This is a genomic window from uncultured Arthrobacter sp. (assembly GCF_902805515.1).
In the GTDB taxonomy this organism is placed as follows: domain Bacteria; phylum Actinomycetota; class Actinomycetes; order Actinomycetales; family Micrococcaceae; genus Arthrobacter_D.
This window is the reverse complement of record NZ_CADCTE010000083.1, coordinates 1-17,924: the sequence shown is the minus strand read 5'-3', so window position 1 is coordinate 17,924 and position 17,924 is coordinate 1. Positions and strand designations below refer to the sequence as shown.

Annotated in this window: 19 protein-coding genes; 10 read left to right on the top strand and 9 right to left on the bottom strand. The window is 67.4% G+C overall.

The annotated features are described in order from the left end of the window. Positions 1-82 precede the first annotated feature (82 nt). From QZX79_RS07195 to QZX79_RS07180, 4 genes are all read right to left on the bottom strand, one after another. Positions 83-1,111 (bottom strand): nucleoside hydrolase, encoded by a 1,029-nt coding sequence (locus QZX79_RS07195; protein ID WP_294566731.1) that lies wholly within the window; start codon positions 1,109-1,111, stop codon positions 83-85. Beyond that, positions 1,111-1,758, bottom strand: coding sequence for a GntR family transcriptional regulator (locus QZX79_RS07190; RefSeq protein WP_165968687.1), 648 nt, complete (start codon positions 1,756-1,758; stop codon positions 1,111-1,113). Before QZX79_RS07190 ends, QZX79_RS07195 begins: the two co-directional genes overlap by 1 nt. Positions 1,759-1,785: 27 nt before the next feature. Next, the gene (locus QZX79_RS07185; protein WP_294566726.1) at positions 1,786-4,641 is read right to left on the bottom strand and encodes an aconitate hydratase; all 2,856 of its coding nucleotides are present in this window, start codon (positions 4,639-4,641) and stop codon (positions 1,786-1,788) included. A gap of 285 nt (positions 4,642-4,926) precedes the next feature. Beyond that, positions 4,927-5,190, bottom strand: coding sequence for a DUF1508 domain-containing protein (locus tag QZX79_RS07180; protein ID WP_294566722.1), 264 nt, complete (start codon positions 5,188-5,190; stop codon positions 4,927-4,929). A gap of 107 nt (positions 5,191-5,297) precedes the next feature. Here QZX79_RS07180 and QZX79_RS07175 point away from each other — a divergent pair, with 107 nt between their 5' ends. Further along, positions 5,298-5,768, top strand: a complete 471-nt coding sequence (locus QZX79_RS07175; RefSeq protein ID WP_294566790.1) for a very short patch repair endonuclease — start codon at positions 5,298-5,300, stop codon at positions 5,766-5,768. A gap of 59 nt (positions 5,769-5,827) precedes the next feature. Further along, a complete protein-coding gene (locus tag QZX79_RS07170) occupies positions 5,828-6,073 on the top strand; it encodes a hypothetical protein (RefSeq protein WP_294566720.1) in 246 nt (81 codons plus the stop codon). 74 nt (positions 6,074-6,147) lie between these two features. On the opposite strand, the gene QZX79_RS07165 is transcribed toward QZX79_RS07170, so the two are convergent. Further along, entirely contained in the window at positions 6,148-6,906 is a 759-nt protein-coding gene (locus QZX79_RS07165) for an SDR family oxidoreductase (RefSeq protein ID WP_294566717.1), read from the bottom strand. A gap of 168 nt (positions 6,907-7,074) precedes the next feature. Here QZX79_RS07165 and fdhA point away from each other — a divergent pair, with 168 nt between their 5' ends. After that, positions 7,075-8,292 carry a formaldehyde dehydrogenase, glutathione-independent gene (gene fdhA / locus QZX79_RS07160; RefSeq protein WP_294566716.1) on the top strand — a complete coding sequence of 406 codons (1,218 nt, stop codon included), beginning with the start codon at positions 7,075-7,077 and terminating at the stop codon, positions 8,290-8,292. A gap of 185 nt (positions 8,293-8,477) precedes the next feature. On the opposite strand, the gene QZX79_RS07155 is transcribed toward fdhA, so the two are convergent. Both QZX79_RS07155 and QZX79_RS07150 read right to left on the bottom strand, forming a co-directional pair. Then, a complete protein-coding gene (locus tag QZX79_RS07155) occupies positions 8,478-9,329 on the bottom strand; it encodes a trypsin-like serine protease (RefSeq protein WP_294566713.1) in 852 nt (283 codons plus the stop codon). 207 nt (positions 9,330-9,536) lie between these two features. Further along, positions 9,537-10,007 carry a thioesterase family protein gene (locus QZX79_RS07150; RefSeq protein ID WP_198813790.1) on the bottom strand — a complete coding sequence of 157 codons (471 nt, stop codon included), beginning with the start codon at positions 10,005-10,007 and terminating at the stop codon, positions 9,537-9,539. Between the two features lie 468 nt (positions 10,008-10,475). On the opposite strand from QZX79_RS07150, the gene QZX79_RS07145 reads away from it, so the two are divergent. From QZX79_RS07145 to QZX79_RS07130, 4 genes are all read left to right on the top strand, one after another. Next, positions 10,476-11,213: a transglycosylase family protein gene (locus QZX79_RS07145; protein WP_294566699.1), complete on the top strand. Its 738-nt coding sequence runs from the start codon at positions 10,476-10,478 to the stop codon at positions 11,211-11,213. Between the two features lie 174 nt (positions 11,214-11,387). After that, the gene (locus tag QZX79_RS07140) at positions 11,388-11,597 is read left to right on the top strand and encodes a dodecin (RefSeq protein WP_120169992.1); all 210 of its coding nucleotides are present in this window, start codon (positions 11,388-11,390) and stop codon (positions 11,595-11,597) included. Positions 11,598-11,721: 124 nt separating this feature from the next. Next, entirely contained in the window at positions 11,722-12,753 is a 1,032-nt protein-coding gene (locus QZX79_RS07135; protein WP_294566691.1) for an LLM class flavin-dependent oxidoreductase, read from the top strand. A gap of 96 nt (positions 12,754-12,849) precedes the next feature. Continuing rightward, the gene (locus QZX79_RS07130; protein ID WP_294566689.1) at positions 12,850-13,284 is read left to right on the top strand and encodes a low molecular weight phosphatase family protein; all 435 of its coding nucleotides are present in this window, start codon (positions 12,850-12,852) and stop codon (positions 13,282-13,284) included. A 31-nt stretch (positions 13,285-13,315) separates the two neighbouring features. Here the strand turns inward: QZX79_RS07130 and QZX79_RS07125 are convergent, their stop codons facing one another. Beyond that, positions 13,316-13,963 carry a hypothetical protein gene (locus QZX79_RS07125; protein WP_294566685.1) on the bottom strand — a complete coding sequence of 216 codons (648 nt, stop codon included), beginning with the start codon at positions 13,961-13,963 and terminating at the stop codon, positions 13,316-13,318. A gap of 204 nt (positions 13,964-14,167) precedes the next feature. After that, positions 14,168-15,067 carry an SDR family oxidoreductase gene (locus tag QZX79_RS07120; protein WP_294566683.1) on the bottom strand — a complete coding sequence of 300 codons (900 nt, stop codon included), beginning with the start codon at positions 15,065-15,067 and terminating at the stop codon, positions 14,168-14,170. Between the two features lie 96 nt (positions 15,068-15,163). Here QZX79_RS07120 and QZX79_RS07115 point away from each other — a divergent pair, with 96 nt between their 5' ends. The 3 genes from QZX79_RS07115 to QZX79_RS07105 form a co-directional block, all read left to right on the top strand. Then, the gene (locus QZX79_RS07115) at positions 15,164-16,291 is read left to right on the top strand and encodes a type III polyketide synthase (RefSeq protein WP_294566678.1); all 1,128 of its coding nucleotides are present in this window, start codon (positions 15,164-15,166) and stop codon (positions 16,289-16,291) included. Continuing rightward, on the top strand, positions 16,288-17,001 hold the full coding sequence (locus QZX79_RS07110) for a class I SAM-dependent methyltransferase (protein ID WP_294566675.1): 714 nt from the start codon (positions 16,288-16,290) through the stop codon (positions 16,999-17,001). The genes QZX79_RS07115 and QZX79_RS07110 overlap by 4 nt, the downstream gene beginning before the upstream one ends. Continuing rightward, positions 16,998-17,924 (top strand): NAD(P)/FAD-dependent oxidoreductase (locus QZX79_RS07105; protein WP_366484776.1); only part of this gene is annotated, 927 nt, incomplete at its 3' end. The genes QZX79_RS07110 and QZX79_RS07105, both read left to right, overlap by 4 nt.

Here is a 17,924-nt window from a genome sequence, read left to right as displayed (position 1 = left end):
GGGGCGTGCACCTCATGTCACCTCGGCGCGGCCCGCGGCGGTGCGGGCAGTAGCTAAGTGTACCCGCAGGGTCAGGGGCGGGTCAGCCCCGCTCTGCGGCCAGCCCGGCGAGGCGGTCGATGAGCGTCCCGAAGACCTTGTCCGGCTCGTTGCCGGTCACCACCCGGGCGTTGGGCGGCTGCTTCCAGAACCCGGCGAAGTCACCGACGGTCTGCCCGAACGTCAGGGGCGAGTCCGTTTCGACGTCGACCGTTGCGGGCCGGGTGGTGGCGGTCGCCTCCCCCGTGGCAACCATTGCGGCGAAGAGGTCGTGGAGGTGGGCGAGGTAGCCCTGGTCGTACCGGCGGTGGAACTCCATGTAGAAGCGCAGCGCATCCGAGACGCAGGCGATGATCCGGTTGGGATTGGTGCTGCGCAGCCCTTCGGGGTCGTCGGGGCTCAGCAGCTCTCCGCCGGCGCCGGCGGAGCGCGACAACCGGTCGAGGTGCTCCGGACGGCATTCGATCCGCTCGGTTGACTCGAGGGCGCACACCACCGGCAGCCGGTCAGCCGGCAGGCCGCGGTAGGCCGCGAAGACTTCCTTGGCCGCATGTGGATCGACGTGGATATTCCATTCGGCGACCGGCGTCGTATTGCCGGGGTAGTTGAACGCCCCGCCCATGATCACCAGGCCCTTCAGGAGCATCGGCAGCCGCGGCTCGGCGCGCAGCGCGAGGGCGAAGTTCGTCAGCGGCCCGGTGATCAGCCCCGTGATCTCCCCGGGGTTCGCCCGGGCAGCCTCCACCCACACCTCCACCGCGGAGCGGTCGGAAACCTGCTGCCGGGCGGCCGGAAGCACGGCGTAGCCCACCCCCTGGTCCCCGTGGGTTTCCTCGGTGGTCACCAGCGGCACCACGAGGGGCACCTCGCTGCCGATGGCCACCTCGACCCCGCTCCGCCCGGCGAGCTCGAGGAGGGCGAGGTTGTTCGCCGCAACCTGCGCCGCCCCCACGTTTCCGGCGGTGCAGGTGATGCCTTCGAGGCGGACCCCGGGCACGGCACACAGGTAGAGCAGCGCCACCGCGTCGTCGATGCCGGTGTCGACGTCGAGCAGCAACCGGGCCGGAGCCACTAGCCGGCCGCCGAGGTCCGCAGGAGCGCAAGCCGCAGGGCGCGGGCCGTCTCCATGTGGGTGCGGGCGATCCGCCGGGCGTCCTCGGCCCGGCGGTCGGCCACGGCGCACACCAGTGCCTCGTGCTCGTCCAGCGACTCCTGCCAGCGGTTACCGACGGAGAGGGTGGAGCGCGGGGTGTGGATCAGGTGCGTCGAAAGCCTCGCCAGCAGGTCGGTGAGCACGGGGTTGTGGGAGGCCGCCCACAGCGCCACGTGGAACTCCTGGTTGAGATTGATCCGGGTCTGGTCGTCCGGGTCGGACAGGGCCTTATCCCGCTCCACGAGCGCCTCAAGGCGGATCACGTCGGCCGACCGGCGTTCGGAGGCGGCCTGGCCCGCAGCCTCCTCCTCGAGCATCACCCGGAGGTCGTAGATCTGGATGACCTCCTGCGGGTCGATCTGGGGCACCTGAAGGCCACGCGCCGCACGCTCGAGGAGCCGCTCGTGCTGGAGCCGGCTGAGCGCCTCCCGCACCGGAGTGCGGGAGACGCCGAACCGCTCGGAGATGACCACTTCGCGCAGGGCGGTGCCCGGCGGGTGGACCCCGGCGAGGATCTCCCCCCGGAGGACCCGGAAGATCGCCTCGCCGTCAACTTTCGCTGACACGTCCGTGGACTCCGTCACGGGGCCGGGTCAGCCCACCAGCTGCCGGAGGACGTACTGCAGGATGCCTCCGTTGCGGTAGTAGTCGGCCTCGCCCGGGGTGTCGATGCGCAGGACGGCGTCGAAGGAAACCGGCGTGCCGCCGTCGGCGGGTGTCGCCGTCACCGTGACGGTGCGCGGCGTGCGGCCCTCGTTCAGCTCCGTCACACCGCTCACCGAGAACGTCTCGGTGCCGGTCAGCCCAAGGCTCTCGGCGTTCTCGCCCTGCGGGTACTGAAGGGGAAGCACGCCCATGCCGATGAGGTTGGAGCGGTGGATCCGCTCGTAGCTCTCGGCGATGACCGCCTTCACGCCCAGCAGCGCGGTGCCCTTGGCCGCCCAGTCACGGGAGGAGCCGGAGCCGTACTCCTTGCCGGCCAGGACGACCAGGGGAATCCCCGCCGCCTTATAGTTCTCCGCAGCGTCGTAGACGGCTGCCTGCGGCGCATCGGGCTGGCTGAAGTCGCGGGTGAAGCCGCCCTCGACGCCGTCCAGCAACTGGTTCTTGATGCGGATGTTTGCGAAGGTGCCGCGGATCATCACCTCGTGGTTGCCGCGGCGGGAGCCGTAGGAGTTGAAGTCCTTGCGCTGCACGCCGTGCTCGAGCAGGTAGCGTCCGGCCGGGGTGTCGGACTTGAAGGAGCCCGCCGGGCTGATGTGGTCGGTGGTGACCGAATCGCCGAGCTTGAGCAGGACGCGGGCTCCGTCGATGTCGGAGACCGGCTCGGCCTCGAGGGTCATGCCCTCGAAGTATGGCGGCTTCCGCACGTAGGTGGACTCGGGATCCCAGGCGAAGGTGGCGCCGGCGGGCGTCGGCAGGGACTGCCAGCGCTCGTCGCCCTCGAAGATGGACCCATAGCTCGAGGTGAACATCTCCTCGTTGATCGAGGAGTCGATGACGGACTGTACCTCGACGGGGTTGGGCCAGATGTCCTTGAGGAAGACGTCGTTGCCGTCGCTGTCCTGGCCCAGGGGCTGGTTGTCGAAGTCGAAGTCCATGGTGCCGGCCAGGGCGTAGGCGACCACCAGCGGCGGGGAGGCCAGGTAGTTCATCTTCACGTCCGGGTTGATCCGGCCCTCGAAGTTCCGGTTGCCCGAAAGCACTGCCGTCACGGCGAGGTCGTTGTCCTGGATGGCCTTGGAGATCTCGTCCTCAAGGGGCCCGGAGTTGCCGATGCAGGTGGCGCAGCCGTACCCGACGATGAAGAAGCCGAGCTTCTCGAGGTAGGGAATGAGGCCTGACTTCTCGTAGTAGTCGGTGACGACCTTCGAGCCCGGGGCGACGGAGGTCTTCACCCACGGCTTGGAGTTCAGTCCCTTCTCCACGGCATTGCGTGCCAACACGGCGGCGGCGAGCATCACCGAGGGGTTGGAGGTATTGGTGCAGGAGGTGATCGACGCAATGCTGACGGCACCGTGGTCGAGTTCGAACTCCCGACCGTCCTTCATGCTGACGCTGACCTTCTTCGAAGGCCGCGTCTCCTGGCTGGCGGAGGCCGGGACGGTTTCCCGCGGCTTGGCGTTCTCGTCGACATGCGTGTGGCCGTCCGCGCTGTAGCTGGGGGCGTCGGAGGCCGGGAAGCTGAGCTCGGAGGCTTCATCGACCGTTCCCGCAGGGGATTCGGCGAGGTGCGGGTCGTCCGAGTAGTGGGCCAGGTCTTCACGGAACTGGGTCTTGGATTCGGTCAGGGCGACCCGGTCCTGGGGGCGCTTGGGTCCGGCGATGGAGGGCACCACGGTGGACAGGTCCAGCTCCAGGTATTCCGAGAACCGAATCTCGGTGGACGGGTCGTGCCACAGGCCCTGTTCCTTGGCGTAGGCCTCCACCAGGGCCACGTTCTCCGCCGGGCGCCCGGTCAGGCGCAGGTACTCAAGGGTCACCTCATCGATGGGGAACATCGCCGCGGTCGAGCCGAACTCCGGGGACATGTTCCCGATCGTGGCCCGGTTCGCCAGCGGCACCTCGGCCACGCCCTCGCCGTAGAACTCCACGAACTTGCCCACCACCCCGTGCCGGCGCAGCATCTCGGTGATGGTCAGCACCACATCGGTGGCCGTGGCCCCGGCCGGAATCGACCCGGAGAGCCGGAACCCGACCACCCGCGGGATCAGCATCGACACCGGCTGGCCCAGCATCGCCGCCTCGGCCTCGATCCCGCCGACCCCCCAGCCCAGGACCCCGAGCCCGTTGACCATGGTGGTGTGCGAATCGGTGCCCACACAGGTATCCGGATACGCCCGCAAAACCGTCCCCCCGCCGTCCCCGGTCACCTCGCGGGTCATCACGGTGCGCGCCAGGTACTCAAGGTTCACCTGGTGCACAATGCCCATCCCCGGGGGCACCACCTTGAAATCATCGAACGCGGTCTGGCCCCAGCGCAGGAACTGATACCGCTCCCCATTGCGCTGGTACTCGATCTCCATGTTCCGCTCCAGCGCCCCGGCGTTGCCGAACACATCGATCTGCACCGAATGATCGATCACCATCTCCGCCGGCGCCAACGGGTTCACCCTCTTCGGATCCCCGCCGAGCTCGGCCACCGCCTCGCGCATCGTCGCCAGGTCCACCACGCACGGAACCCCGGTGAAGTCCTGCATGATCACCCTTGCCGGGGTGAACTGGATCTCCGTATCCGGCTCCGCCTCCGGGTTCCACCCGGCCAGGGCCCGCACATGATCGGCGGTGATGTTCGCCCCGTCCTCGGTGCGCAGCAGATTCTCCAACAACACCTTCAGGCTGAACGGCAGCCTCTCGGCCCCCTCCACCGCGTTCAACCGGAAAATCTCATACGAGGTACCGGCGACATCGAGGACGCCCTTTGAACCAAATGAATCCGCGGCAGTCATGACCATCGCTCCTTATTGCATTGCGTGAAAAGTTAGTATGCGGTCCAGTCTATCTTTCCAACCACACGAATGTATACATTCGTACACACCTGCGCGCCGTCGAGAATCATCGGCCGGATCCGGCCGCTGCGGCGGGGGTCAGAGCCGGGCGCAGCACGGCGGACGTTCCTGTGCGGACATTTCTCGGCGGGAGGCCATAAAAGGGGAACCGGAAGGCTCTCGCTGTACCCGGCCGGAGAACTCGCGGTGGGGATGTCGGGAGGTCACCCGGGAGGCGTGAAGAGGTCAGGCCTGGCGGATTTCGCCGGCGTCGGCGGCCAGTTCGGCGGTTGCACTTCGCAGGAAGTCCTCCTGGACGAGCTCCTCGTCCCGGCTGTGATCCACGATGGGCCCGGTGCCTGCGATCTCACGGATCAGCTCGATTCCGGCGATTGCCTCCTGCTTGGTGGCGAAGAAGGTTGAAACAGCGACGAGCGAGCCGTCGGGGGCCGTGAGTTTTACCCGGAATCCACCGTCGTGAGCGTCGACCAGTTTGAAGTAACCAGCCATTGTCTTACCTCCTTGTAAGGGGCTTAATTTTCCACCTAGCGGTGATCAATCATAAGCACACTTAGGGCTTCTTGGCTCATCGAGTGGCGGCACCCTACGATCGGAGGATGGCCGACACCGTCAGCCGCGAACAGCGCAGCCGCAATATGTCCCGAATCCGGGGTAAGAACACCCAGCCCGAACTTGTGGTCCGCCGCCTGCTGCACCGTGCCGGGTACCGCTACCGCCTCCATGGAGTCACCGCCGGAGGAACACTTCCCGGCCGCCCGGATCTGGTCTTCGCCGGCCGCCGCAAAGTGATTTTTGTCAATGGCTGTTTCTGGCATTCCCATTCCTGCCGTGCCGGCCAGCGCGCCCCGTCAACCAATTCCGAGTTCTGGGCCGACAAGCGGGAGCGCACCCGCCTGCGGGATCAACGCCAACAGGAGGCGCTGCGCGCCCAGGGCTGGGAGGTCTTCGTTGCCTGGGAGTGCCGGCTCAAGGAATCCCCGTCGTCCCTTGAGGAACAGCTGAGGTCATTCCTCGGAGCCCCCGCTCCTTCCGGCCCGGCCGAACCCAGTCCGCCGGAGCCGGCGTAGGCTGGCCGGAGGACAGCGGCCCAGCAGCGGCCGGGGCATCAATCGGAGGAGGAACACCCATGACGGATTCCAACGGCACCCGGGAGCCGGCCAGCGATCGGCGGAAGAACGTCCTTGAGCCGGAGGCCGGCACCGGCACCCCCGGCGGCCCCGGAGCCAACATCCGGGAGCAGCAGGGGAACTCCGCCGGCGGCATGGTGCCCGCGAGCTTCACCGGCGGTCCCGGATCCGGGGACCCCACGCCGGACCGGCAGCCGGAAGACGCGGCCACAGCCGACGTCGACACCTGGGACAGCGAAGGCTGAGCCCGCCCCGCAGGGCGCAGCGGGGCGCAGGCGGGCTGCCCCCAGCGCCCCTGGCGGTGAGGCCGGCACCGTTCTCAGCGGCCCCGGCTGGCGAGACCCGCCACCAGGCGTGATGGCAGGGCGCGGGCGATGCCGGCGAGCGCCTTGTACTTCACGCTGGGTATCGACACAGCCTTGCCAGCCGCGGCATCGCGGAGTCCCTCGGCGACGACCTGCTCCGCGTTGAGCCACATCCAGGCCGGAATGGTTGACTTGTCGAGGCCCATCCGGTCGTGGAACTCGGTATGGACGAAGCCGGGGCACAAAGCCGTCACGGTGATGCCCTCCTTGCCGTAGGCAAGATTGGCCCACCGGCTGAAGCTGATCATTGCGGCCTTCGCCGCACCGTAGGTGCCCCGCGGAACGAAGCCGGCGACGCTCGCCACGTTGATGATGTGCCCGCTTCCCCGCTGCCGCATACCGCCCAGCACCGCATGGGTGAGGGCCAACGGAACCTCGGTGTGGATCCGGAGATGACGCCGCTCGTCCTCGAAGGAGTTCTCAGCGAACGCCTGCCGCAGACCGTATCCCGCATTGTTGATGAGGGTGGTGATGGGCACCGCGTCCCCTGCAAGCCTCGCCGTCACCCGGTCCAGCCCGCCGTCCTCGAGCAGGTCGGCCGGCAGTACCTCCACTGTTCCGCCATGCGCCCGCCGCAGGCGGCGGGCAACCTCTTCGAGGCGTTCGGCGTCGCGGGCAACGAGCACCAGATTGGAGCCGCGGGCGGCCAGTGAACGGGCGAATTCGGCGCCCAGGCCGGCGGTCGCGCCGGTGATCATAGCGGTCGAAGTCATGGACCTTACTGTGCCCTTGTCTGCAACGCTGATGCAACCTTGACCCCGCTAGTTTGATGCCGGGCCAGCCCCCCGGCCGACGACGGATTGGACAGGCCGAGAGACAGGTTCCAGTGGAATGGCCCGGTCATTGGCGATCGGGTCAACTGTCAAGGGAAAGGGAAAACCATGACCACGAACAGGGCTGTCGCTTACAAAGGGCCCGGCAAGGTCGAAGTGATCGATACCGAATACCCCACCTTTGAGTTGAAGGACGGGCCGGGGGTCAACCCTGCCAATGTCGGCAGGGCGGTCCACCACGGCGTCATCCTGAAGACGGTGGCGACGAATATCTGCGGGTCGGACCAGCACATGGTCCGGGGCCGCACCACCGCGCCGGTCGACCTGGTCCTCGGACACGAGATCACCGGTGAGGTGGTCGAGGTTGGCCGGGACGTCGAATTCATCAAGCAGGGCGACATTGTCTCGGTGCCGTTCAATATCGCCTGTGGGCGGTGTCGGAACTGCAAGGAAGGCAAGACCGGCATCTGTTTGAACGTCAACCCGGACCGCCCCGGCAGCGCCTACGGGTATGTCGACATGGGCGGCTGGGTCGGCGGCCAGGCCGAGTACGTGCTGGTGCCGTACGCGGACTGGAACCTGCTGAAGTTCCCGGACCGCGACCAGGCCCTGGAGAAGATTCTCGACCTCACCATGCTGTCGGACATCTTCCCCACAGGCTTCCACGGCGCGACCACGGCGGGGGTGACCGTAGGATCGACCGTCTACATCGCGGGGGCCGGGCCGGCGGGGCTCGCCGCGGCGGCGAGCGCGCAGTTGCTCGGTGCCGCCGTCGTGATCGTCGGCGACCTCAATGAGGACCGGCTGGCGCAGGCCCGCAGTTTCGGCGTGGAGACCGTCGATGTGTCCAAGGGCGATCCCCGGGATCAGATCGAGCAGCTGCTCGGCGTGCCCGAGGTCGACTGCGGCGTCGACGCCGTGGGCTTCGAGGCACGCGCCCACGGCTCGAAGGACGCCGGTGAGGCGCCGGCGACGGTGCTGAACTCGCTGATGCAGATCACCGCCGCCGGCGGCGCACTCGGCATTCCGGGGCTCTATGTCACGGGTGACCCGGGCGGCATCGACGAGGCGGCCAAGGTCGGCTCGCTCTCGCTCAGCCTCGGCACCGGGTGGGCCAAGTCGCTGTCCTTCACCACCGGGCAGTGCCCGGTCATGAAGTACAACCGGCGGCTTATGATGGCGATCCTGCATGACAAGGTGCAGATCGCCAAGGCGGTCAACGCCAAGCCGATCGGGCTCGATGAAGCTCCTCGGGGCTACGAGGAGTTCGACGCCGGCGCCGCAACGAAGTACGTGCTCAACCCCAACGGGTATATCGCGGCCTGATCCGCGGTACCGGGCTTTCGCTGACGCGATGGCCCTGGCATTCCCCGTTCCGGCCGGCGCTCCGCCGGCCGGAACGGCTGCCACCACCAACCCTGGGGTGGACCGCTGCACTTCGGGCACGGCAACGGCCCCTCCCACCGGCTTTCGGCCGGCGGGAGGGGCCGTATTGTTTTCCGGCCCGCTTCCTACAGGTAGGAATCCAGCCAGTCCTGCGCTACGGGGATGTCGACGCGCTGGTAGCCGCCGAGGTAGCGGCAGTTTGCCGTGTAGCCGTAGCTGGTCACGGCAATCAGGTAGCCGTTGAGGAAGACGGGGCCGCCGGAATCCCCGAAGCAGGTGCCCCCACCACCCCGGTTGTCGTTGGGGTTGCCCTGAAGCTGGAGGATCTGCGGCGTGAGCTTCTGGCCGGGTGAGGTCGTAGCGCGGCGAATCAGCGGATAGCTCATTGGCTGTGGCTTCTGTGGTCCGCTCTCGGGCTTCCGTACCTCGGTGCCGTACCCGACGAGTTCGAAGATCGTCGAGTTGAGGCGGGGCTGCTGGTACCGGTCAAGGTAGTTGACCGGAGCGAGCGTCGCGGGCGCGATGCCTGTCACCGGTTCGTCGAGCACGATGACCCCCACGTCATTCCAATTGGCGAGATCGGTGAAATTCGAGTACCCGGGATGCGTTTCCGCAACCCCCCAGAGGTAACCGGCAGCCTCAAGCTCTTCGGGGGTGTAGCCGGCGCTAGGGACGGCTGCGGCAGGCAGCGGCGAGGGCGGCGCTTCGGCGATGACCGAGTCGAAGGTGACGAGCGTGACGCCCGCGGTTCCCTCCGTGCAGTGGGCTGCCGTCAGCAGAACGGTCGGCGAGATGAGGGTGGCAGAGCAGCGGTACCGCCCGCCGTCCGCTCCGTAGTAGACAATCAGGCCAACATTGGGATGATCATTGCCGTCGGGTTCACCGCCGGTGATTGCGGGTGCCGGAAGGGCTCCGGCGATGGCGAGCGAAAGGGTGGTCGCGAGCAGGAGGGCCGATCTTCTGAAGAAGCGTTTCATTCTGCTGTCCTTTACGGGTGGAAGGGAAACACGCCGACTCGATAACTGATGGTTCGATGGATCGAACTGCCAGCCGCGAGGCACCGCCCACCCTTCCGGGCAGGCTGTTCGCTTCGGGCGAAATCATCATGCTTCTGCCGCCGATGGAGCGTCAAGGAATTTCGTGCACCAGGCGGCAGGGCGTGTGCCCACCCGCCGGCTTCGGCTTCAGGCGAAGACCGGGCCGGCGCGGTGGGGCTCAAGCAGGCGCCGGTGCTCTGCATCAAGGCGCACCAATTGCCCCTTATCGACGCGCAGGAACGCGAGGACCGTCTCGGCCTTGGCGCACACGGTTCGGCTCTCCGGATCGCGGATCAGGTAGGAGAGGGTGAGGCTGGCAGGGGTGAGTCCACTGACCCAGACATCGATGACGGCAGGAATGTTCCGGTAGTCGAGCGGAGCGGTGTATCGAACGCGGTGCTCGACGACGAGGGCCTGGACGCCGGGCTCGAGCGAGGAGAACAACTCCACCTGCGGTGCCGTGCCCGGCAGCCCCGTACCCGCGGGCGGCCCGAAGGCTGCAATCCGGGCCTCCTCGAGGATTCGAAGCACCTGAACGTTGTTGATATGGCCGTAGGCGTCCATGTCGCCCCATCGAAGCGGGACGTGGCAGGTGAGTGCCTGGGGTGGCGATTCCATGACTCCGTTCTACAGCATCGCTCGGCGCCCTCCGCAGGCTGGAGTGACGAACCTCACCACGGACGCACTTTTCGCCGCCTCAAGCGGGTTCGACGCTCCATTGCGCCCTCCAATTGCCGGACAATTTCACGTTTTTCCTCCCCTGCGTCGAGTTACCGGGCGGTAGTGTGACAGACAATTCGACTGAACGCCAGCGTTAGTTTGCACAGTCCTACAAATGTCAATCACCGTTGCATCTCAGTTTGGCAACGATCAATTTATGGCCTACCGTGGTGGAGGTTCCCCGCCCTGGGGAATGAGACTCGCTGCCGATCTTTGAGCAGCTGCATATGCCCGGTGCCGCCATCACCACATGCTGCTCGTCCGGCGGTTACCTAACCATGACCTCTATATCGTCAAGGTGAGCAGCGGTACTGAGACGTCCGGGGACGGAACGAGTACTGGTGGCCTTTGGGAGCATCGATCCTCATGAAGAATTCCACACTTAGCCTTAACGCGCGTCGCGGCCTCGCCGCTGTTGCCCTCGCCGGCCTTGGCCTCGGCGCTTCCGCCGGTGCGGCCACCGCCGCTCCCGCCAGCGACTGGGACGCCCTCGCACAGTGCGAGAGCGGCGGCGACTGGGGCATCAACACCGGCAACGGCTACTCCGGCGGGCTGCAGTTCTCGCCCAGCACCTGGGCAGCCTACGGTGGATCCGGCTCCGCAGCCGACGCCAGCCGCGAGCAGCAGATCGCCGTCGCCGAGCGCGTGCTCGACGGACAGGGCTGGGGCGCATGGCCCTCCTGCTCCTCCCAGCTCGGCCTGAACAGCGCGGCCAGCCCCAGTGGAGTCCCTGCTCCTGCCCCGCTGCAGGTCCAGCAGGCCCCCGTGGCCCAGGCCCCCGTCGTCGCACCGGCTCCCGTCGCCCAGGCACCTGTCGCCCAGGCCCCCGTCGTCGCACCGGCTCCCGTCGCCCAGGCACCTGTCGCCCAGGCACCCGTTGCCCAGGCGCCTGTTGCCCAGGCACCTGTTGCCCAGGCACCCGCCGTGCAGGCTCCCGCCCTCAGCGGAGAGACCTACACCATCCAGTCCGGCGACACCCTCAGCTCTATTGCCAACAAGCTCGGCATCGCCGGTGGCTGGCAGGCCCTGTTCGCCGCCAACTCCGACACGGTCATCCACGCCGACCTCATCTTCACCGGCAACGTGCTTCAGCTTCCCGCCTAAGCACCACCGCCCGGGCAGTACGCCCAACCTCAAGAACCCCCTGCCCTCTGTCGAGGCAGGGGGTTCTTTTGGTTGATACTGTCCCTTGTGGACTCTGGACTGCGGTGCCGGCACGTAATAGTGTTGCGGCCATCCCGCGGCGCCGCCGCGCACCCACATCGTCAAGGAGGACTCATGGCCGGGCACACTTACCGCATCACGGAGATCGTTGGCAGCTCGCCGGACGGCTCGGATGCAGCAGTGCGAAATGGGATCGCCCGCGCGGCATCGACACTTCACAACCTCGACTGGTTCGAGGTGAAGGAGGTCCGCGGGCACCTTGTCGACGGCGCCATCGCCGACTGGCAGGTGACGATGAAGGTCGGTTTCCGCCTCGACGACTGAGCCCCCTTCGCCCTCCTTGGCCAGGGCGCGCTCAGGGCTGCTTTTCGGGAATGGTGGCGCCGCTGACGGCGTTATGTCCCCTGCGGCGCCTCCCGGGCCGCGTCGGCCTATTACAGGAGCACTCATGGCGAAGGAACTAGAGCTTGGACTGGATACGTTCGGAGATGTCACGTCGGACGCCGACGGCACCCCCGTGCCCTACCACCAGGTGATCCGAGACGTCATTGAGGAAGGGGTCCTCGCAGATCAGGTCGGCGTCGACTTCTTCGGCATCGGCGAGCACCACCGCGCCGACTTCGCCGTGTCCTCCCCCGAGATGGTGCTGGCGACCATCGCCGGGCGCACCGAACGCATCCAGTTGGGCTCTGCGGTGACGGTCCTCAGCTCCGATGACCCAATCCGGGTCTACCAGCGCTTCTCAACGCTCGACGCCGCCTCCAACGGCCGCGCCGAAGTGATCCTGGGCCGGGGCTCCTTCACCGAGTCCTTTCCGCTGTTCGGATTCGACCTCACCAAGTATGAGGAACTCTTCGAGGACAAGTTGGATCTGTTCACTGAGGTCCGCAAGGAAAGGCCCGTCACCTGGAGCGGCCGCACCCGCCCCGAGCTGACGCAGCAGCGCGTCTTTCCCACCACGGCCTCCGGTGAGCTGAAGGCATGGATCGGCGTCGGGGGAAGCCCGCAGTCGGTCGTGCGCGCCGCACAGTACGGCATGCCTCTGATGATTGCGATCATCGGCGGCCACCCCTCGCGGTTCGAGCCCTACGTTGACCTGTACCACCGGGCCCTGACGCAGCTGGGCAAGCCCCTCCTGCCGGTCGGGATGCACTCCCCCGGCCACGTCGCCGATACGGACGAGCAGGCCCGCGAGGAGCTGTGGCCCAACTTCGAGATCATGAGGAACCGGATCGGGGCCGAGCGGGGCTGGGGCCCGGCGAGCCGTGCCGAATTCGACGCCGAGATCGAGGGGGGTTCGCTGTACGTCGGTTCGCCCGAGACGGTGGCGCGCAAGATCGCAGAGACGGCGAAGACGCTGGACGTCGACCGGTTCACGCTCAAGTACGGCTCCGGCCCGATGACGCACGAGTCGCTGATGCGTAATGTTGAGCTGTACGGGACGAAGGTTGTTCCGATGGTCAAGGACATGCTGGCTTAAGGGCGCCGGAGCCGCTGCGGGCCCGGCGGGTATGCCAACGGCCGATCTGCTGGTTTACTTCGGTGTAGCGGATCGGCCCGAGCAAAGGCGGAGCACATGGCGGGGACAACCGGAACCAAGCCCACCGTTCTCTTCGTCTGCGAGTTCAACTCGGCGCGATCCCAGATGGCTGCTGCGTTCCTCACCCGTTTTGCCCAGGGCCGTGTGGAGGTCCACTCGGGCGGCCCCCACCCGGCGGATCAGGTTGAGAACTCCGCGGTTGAGGCCATGGCCGAGGTGGGGGTGGACATCTCCACCCGGGTGCCCCGGCTGCTCACCCACGACATGGTGATGGCCTCGGATGTGGTCATCACCCTGGGGTATGCCGATCAGGAGCCGGACTTCCCGCATCTGAGGCACGAGGACTGGCCCGTGGAGGACCCGGTGGGCCGGGATGAGGCGACGGTCCGCCGGATCCGCGACGAGATCAAGGGCAGGGTCCAGCAGTTGATCACCGAGCTGCTGCCCGGGCGCCACGTCGACGCCCAGTAGGACCCCTTACGCGTTCCCGCCCGCCGGGGCGTCAGGAGCAGCTCGTGCGGTCGATCTCGATTTCCAGGTTGTGCGCCACGTCGTAATCGCGTTCGGATGAGGCGAACCGCACCCGAATATCTTCGGCGGTGCCGTTATCCACGCCCTCCTCAAGGGCCACCGCCACCACGATATTGATGTGGGAGTCGGGTGTGAAGCGGTACCCCTTGGCGGGCACGGGGTCCACCAGGAAGGTGCTTGGCTCCGCCGGCTCGGTCGACGGCGCTGCCGAGGCCCCGTGTCCGGAGTGGCCCGCATCGGCCTCCGCTCCGTGGTGGCTGTGGCCCTCCTTGTTGGCCGGCGTGATTTCCGCCGACACCATCCGCAGCCCCTGGGGAGCACCAAGGGCGATGTCCCCGAAGGTGAACTCCTCAAGGGTCGGGTTGTGAAGCATTACCGTGTATTCCTGGAAGCTGTCCTTCGGCTGGACCCCGCAGAGTTTCGCCCCGTCAACCCCGATATTCAGCGGATCCTCCCCCTTGACCGTGCCGGCCGGGGAACCCTTGACGGGACCGGTTGACGCCTCCCGGGCGGCGTTGACGTCGAGTGGATTTTCCTCGGTCACACCGCAGCCTGAAAGGAGCACCGTCAGGAGCAGCGCGGCTCCAGCGAGCTCTCTCGGGGTCTTTCTCATCGTCATAGCGCTCTTCCGTGGTCGGGGCCTCCGCCACTCCCGCAGGAGCGGCCGTGCTCTGAAACGTATTCGGAGCCCGGGCCCTGCCGGCTGGGTGCCGGCCGGTCGAAACTGCCCGGGGCGTCGATAGAGCGCCGCCCGAGGCGGGCTGCGGGGCCAGGACGACGAGCCCATTCGGCACATGGCGATGGCCTCGCCCTCCTCCCCGCCCTAGGCGAGGTGGTTCCCTCCAGTGACGCCCAGCACTTCCCCGGAGACGTACCGGGCGTCATTCGAGGCAAGGAAGACGAAGGCCCCGGCCAGCTCCGCGGGCTGGCCCATCCGCCCCAGGGGTGTGTCCTCACCAAAGCTTTCAAGCTTCTCCGGGGTGGTTGTCGCAGGCTGCAGCGGCGTCCAGACGGGCCCGGGGGCTACGGCGTTCACCCGGATGCCCTGCCCGCCCAGCAGTTCGGACAGGCTGAAGGTCAGGCTGTTGAGCGCCGCCTTGGTCGCCGCATAGTCCATCAGGGAGGTGGACGGGTGGTAGCCCTGAATGGAGGTGGTGTTGATGATCGAGGCACCCGCGCCGAGGTGCGGCAGCGCCGCCTGGATCATCCAGACGGTTCCGTAGACATTCGTCTCGAACGTCCGCTTCAACTGCTCGGTCGAGATGTCGGCGATCCCACCGGGCTGGGCGATGTGGAACCCGGCGTTGTTCACCAGCAGGTCAAGGCCGCCGAACTCCGCGACGACGCGCTCCACAGCGGTCCGGGCATAGTCCTCGTCCCGGAGGTCGCCGGGCAGGGCGAGCGCTTTCCGGCCTTCGGCCTCGATGAGTTCGATGCAGCTGCGGCCGTCCTCTTCCTCCTCCGGCAGATACCCGATGGCGACGTCGGCCCCTTCCCGCGCGTAGGCGATGGCGACGGCACGCCCGATGCCCGAGTCACCGCCGGTGATCAGGGCCCGGCGGCCGGCCAGCCGGCCGGTGCCGCGGTAGGTCTCCTCGCCGTGGTCGGGCCGCGGGCCCATCTGCTCGGTGGAGCCGGGATAGTCCTGGAGGTCGGTCGATGCCTCCTCCTTGGGTCCGCGGGGGTCATCCTGCTCGAGGGGATGCGCGTTCGGGTTCGACATGCTGCACTCCTTACCGGTCGGTTCGTTCCCTGCTGAGGCAGGAATACTAAGCCTACTGTCATTGTGTTCTGCGTGTGAGTCCCCTAACAATGGACTATGACAGTGATGCTGAGGTCCCTCGAAACAGCCGTGCCCGAGACGGTCATGGTACAGCCCCAGGTGCGGGACGTGTTCGCCGCGCAGCCGGACCTGACCCGACTTGGGACCCGCCTGGTGGGAGCCGCCTTCGACTCCTCCGGCATCGACACCCGGTACACGGCCGTCAAGGAACTGACGCTCGACAGCACCGCCGAGAACCCGGTCTTCTTCGATTCGCGGCAGATGCGGATCCTGAGCCCCAGCACCAAGACCCGCAATGCGGTGTACGCGGAGGAGGGAAGCAAACTTTTCATCGAGGCCGGCCGCAGGGCCCTCGAGGCCGCGGAGGGCATCGAGGCGGCCGATGTCACCCACGTCGTCACCGTCTCCTGTACGGGGTTCTTCAATCCCGGCCCCGACTACAAGGTGGTGCGGGCCCTTGACCTCAGCCCCGCCGTCCAGCGGTACCACCTCGGCTTCATGGGCTGCTACGCGGCATTTCCCGCCCTGCGCGCCGCCAAGGCCTTCTGCGAGGCCGATCCGAAGGCCGTGGTCCTGGTGGTCAGCGCCGAGCTGTGCTCCCTGCATGTGCGCTCCTCGAACAACCCCGACACCATCGTCGGCTCCTCCCTTTTCGCCGACGGCGCCGCGGCCGCCATCATCACCGCGCGGGAGCTGCCGCTGACCGGCCCCGCCCTGAGCCTTGACCACTTCGAAACGGTGCTCACGCCGGTGGGCGAGGAATCGATGGCCTGGAACATCGGCGATGAAGGCTTCGAGATGGTCCTTGGCACCTATGTGCCCCACATCATCGACGAAAACATCGTCTCAGCCCTCGAACCCCTGCTGGCCCACGACATTTCCCTCGAGGGCAAGGCCTACTCGGACATCGAACACTGGGCCATTCACCCCGGGGGCCGCAGCATCCTCGACAAGGTGGAGGCCAAGCTCGAACTGACAACCGACCAGCTGGTGCCGGCGCGCGAAACCCTCAGGGACTTCGGCAATATGAGCAGCGCCACGGTGATGTTTGTCCTCAAGAACATCCTCGAGCGGCCATCCTCCGGCGGCAACGGACGGGTCTGCTCGATGGCGTTCGGCCCCGGGCTGACCGTGGAGACCGCCCTGCTGACTAAATTCGGATGAGGCCCGGAGGATTCCTGGCCCGGCGCGACGCCGACGCCGTCGAGGAGATGGACCGGCCCGACTGCGATCCGCGGAAGCTCGAGACCACCTACTCCCAGTTCGGCCTCGTCAACTCCCTGGTGGCCGGCTGGAGGCGCACCTATACGCAGCTCGTCCGCCCGCAGCTCGCATCCGGGCGGAAGAACACTCTCCTGGACATCGGGTCGGGCGGCGGCGACGTGCCGCGCGCGTTGGCGCGCTGGGCCCATCAGGACGGGCTCGACCTCGCGATTACCGCCATCGATCCGGACGGACGCGCCCACGCCTACGCCACCGCGCAGCCCGCCGTTCCCGGGCTCACCTTCCGCAGGGCGCTGAGTTCGGAGCTGGTTGCCGAGGGCCGGAGGTTCACCGTGGTCACCTCGAACCATGTCCTGCATCATCTGGACCCCGCCGCGCTGGCCGGTCTCCTCGATGACTGCGAGACCCTCACGGAGGCCTTTGCCGTCCACAGTGACATCTCGCGGACCAGGACAGGCTACGCAGCGTTTTCGGTGGGAACCCTCCCCCTGCGCGGTTCGTACATCCGCAGGGACGGGCTGACCTCGATCCGCCGCAGCTATGCGCCGGCGGAACTGAATGCCGTGCTTGGCAGCCGGCCGGGCTGGAGCGTCCGGCGCGGCGTCCCGTTCCGGAACCTGCTCATCTACCGGCCCCGCAGTGGTGGATGATGGTACCGATGCATGATGTGATCGTGGCCGGAGGAGGTCCCGTGGGACTGTACGCAGCGATCCTGCTGCGTCAGGCCGGGCTCGACGTCGTCGTCCTCGAGCGGCGCACAGTGCGCAGCACCCACTCCCGCGCCATCGGCATTCATCCCCCCGCCCTCGCCGCACTTGAATCGGGTGCCGTATCCGGGGCCCTGAGAGCCCGCGGGGTCCGGATCACCGAGGGGATAGCACGAAGCGCCGGCAGGCACGTGGCGACCCTCTCCTTCGCCGCCACGCTGCCCGGTGAACACCGCTATGTGCTCGCCGTGCCACAGGCGGTGACCGAGGAAGTGCTCGAGGCGCGCCTTGAGACCGATTTTCCCGGCACGCTGGTCCGGGGCGTCGCCGTTTGTGGGGTGTCCGATGCCGGCACGCACGTGGAGGTGGCGACGGAGGCCGATGGAGCCGGCGCCGTCGTCCGGGCACGGCTCGTGATGGGTGCCGACGGCGCCCGCAGCGCAGTGCGGGGTTTTGCAGGCATCCGCGCACCCGGGCGGTCCTACCCCGACTGTTACGTCATGGGTGACTTTCTCGACACGACGGACGACGGTGACGCGGCGGTGCTCTACCTCGAGTCGGGCGGGATCGTTGAGTCCTTTCCCCTCCCCGGGGGCCTGCGCCGCTGGGTGGTGCGGCTCGGCTCTCCCCTGGAACCGACGCCGGCCCTGGTGGCGCAGCTCATTCAGGAACGCACCGGCGTTCGGGTGGATCCTGACGGCAATTCAATGGTGAGCGGTTTTGAGGTGCGCTCGCGGCTTGCGGATCGGTTTATCTCCGGCCGCACGGTGCTTGTGGGCGACGCGGCCCACGAGATCAGCCCCATCGGCGGCCAGGGGATGAACCTTGGCTGGCTCGACGTCGGGTCGCTGGCGCCGCTGATCGCG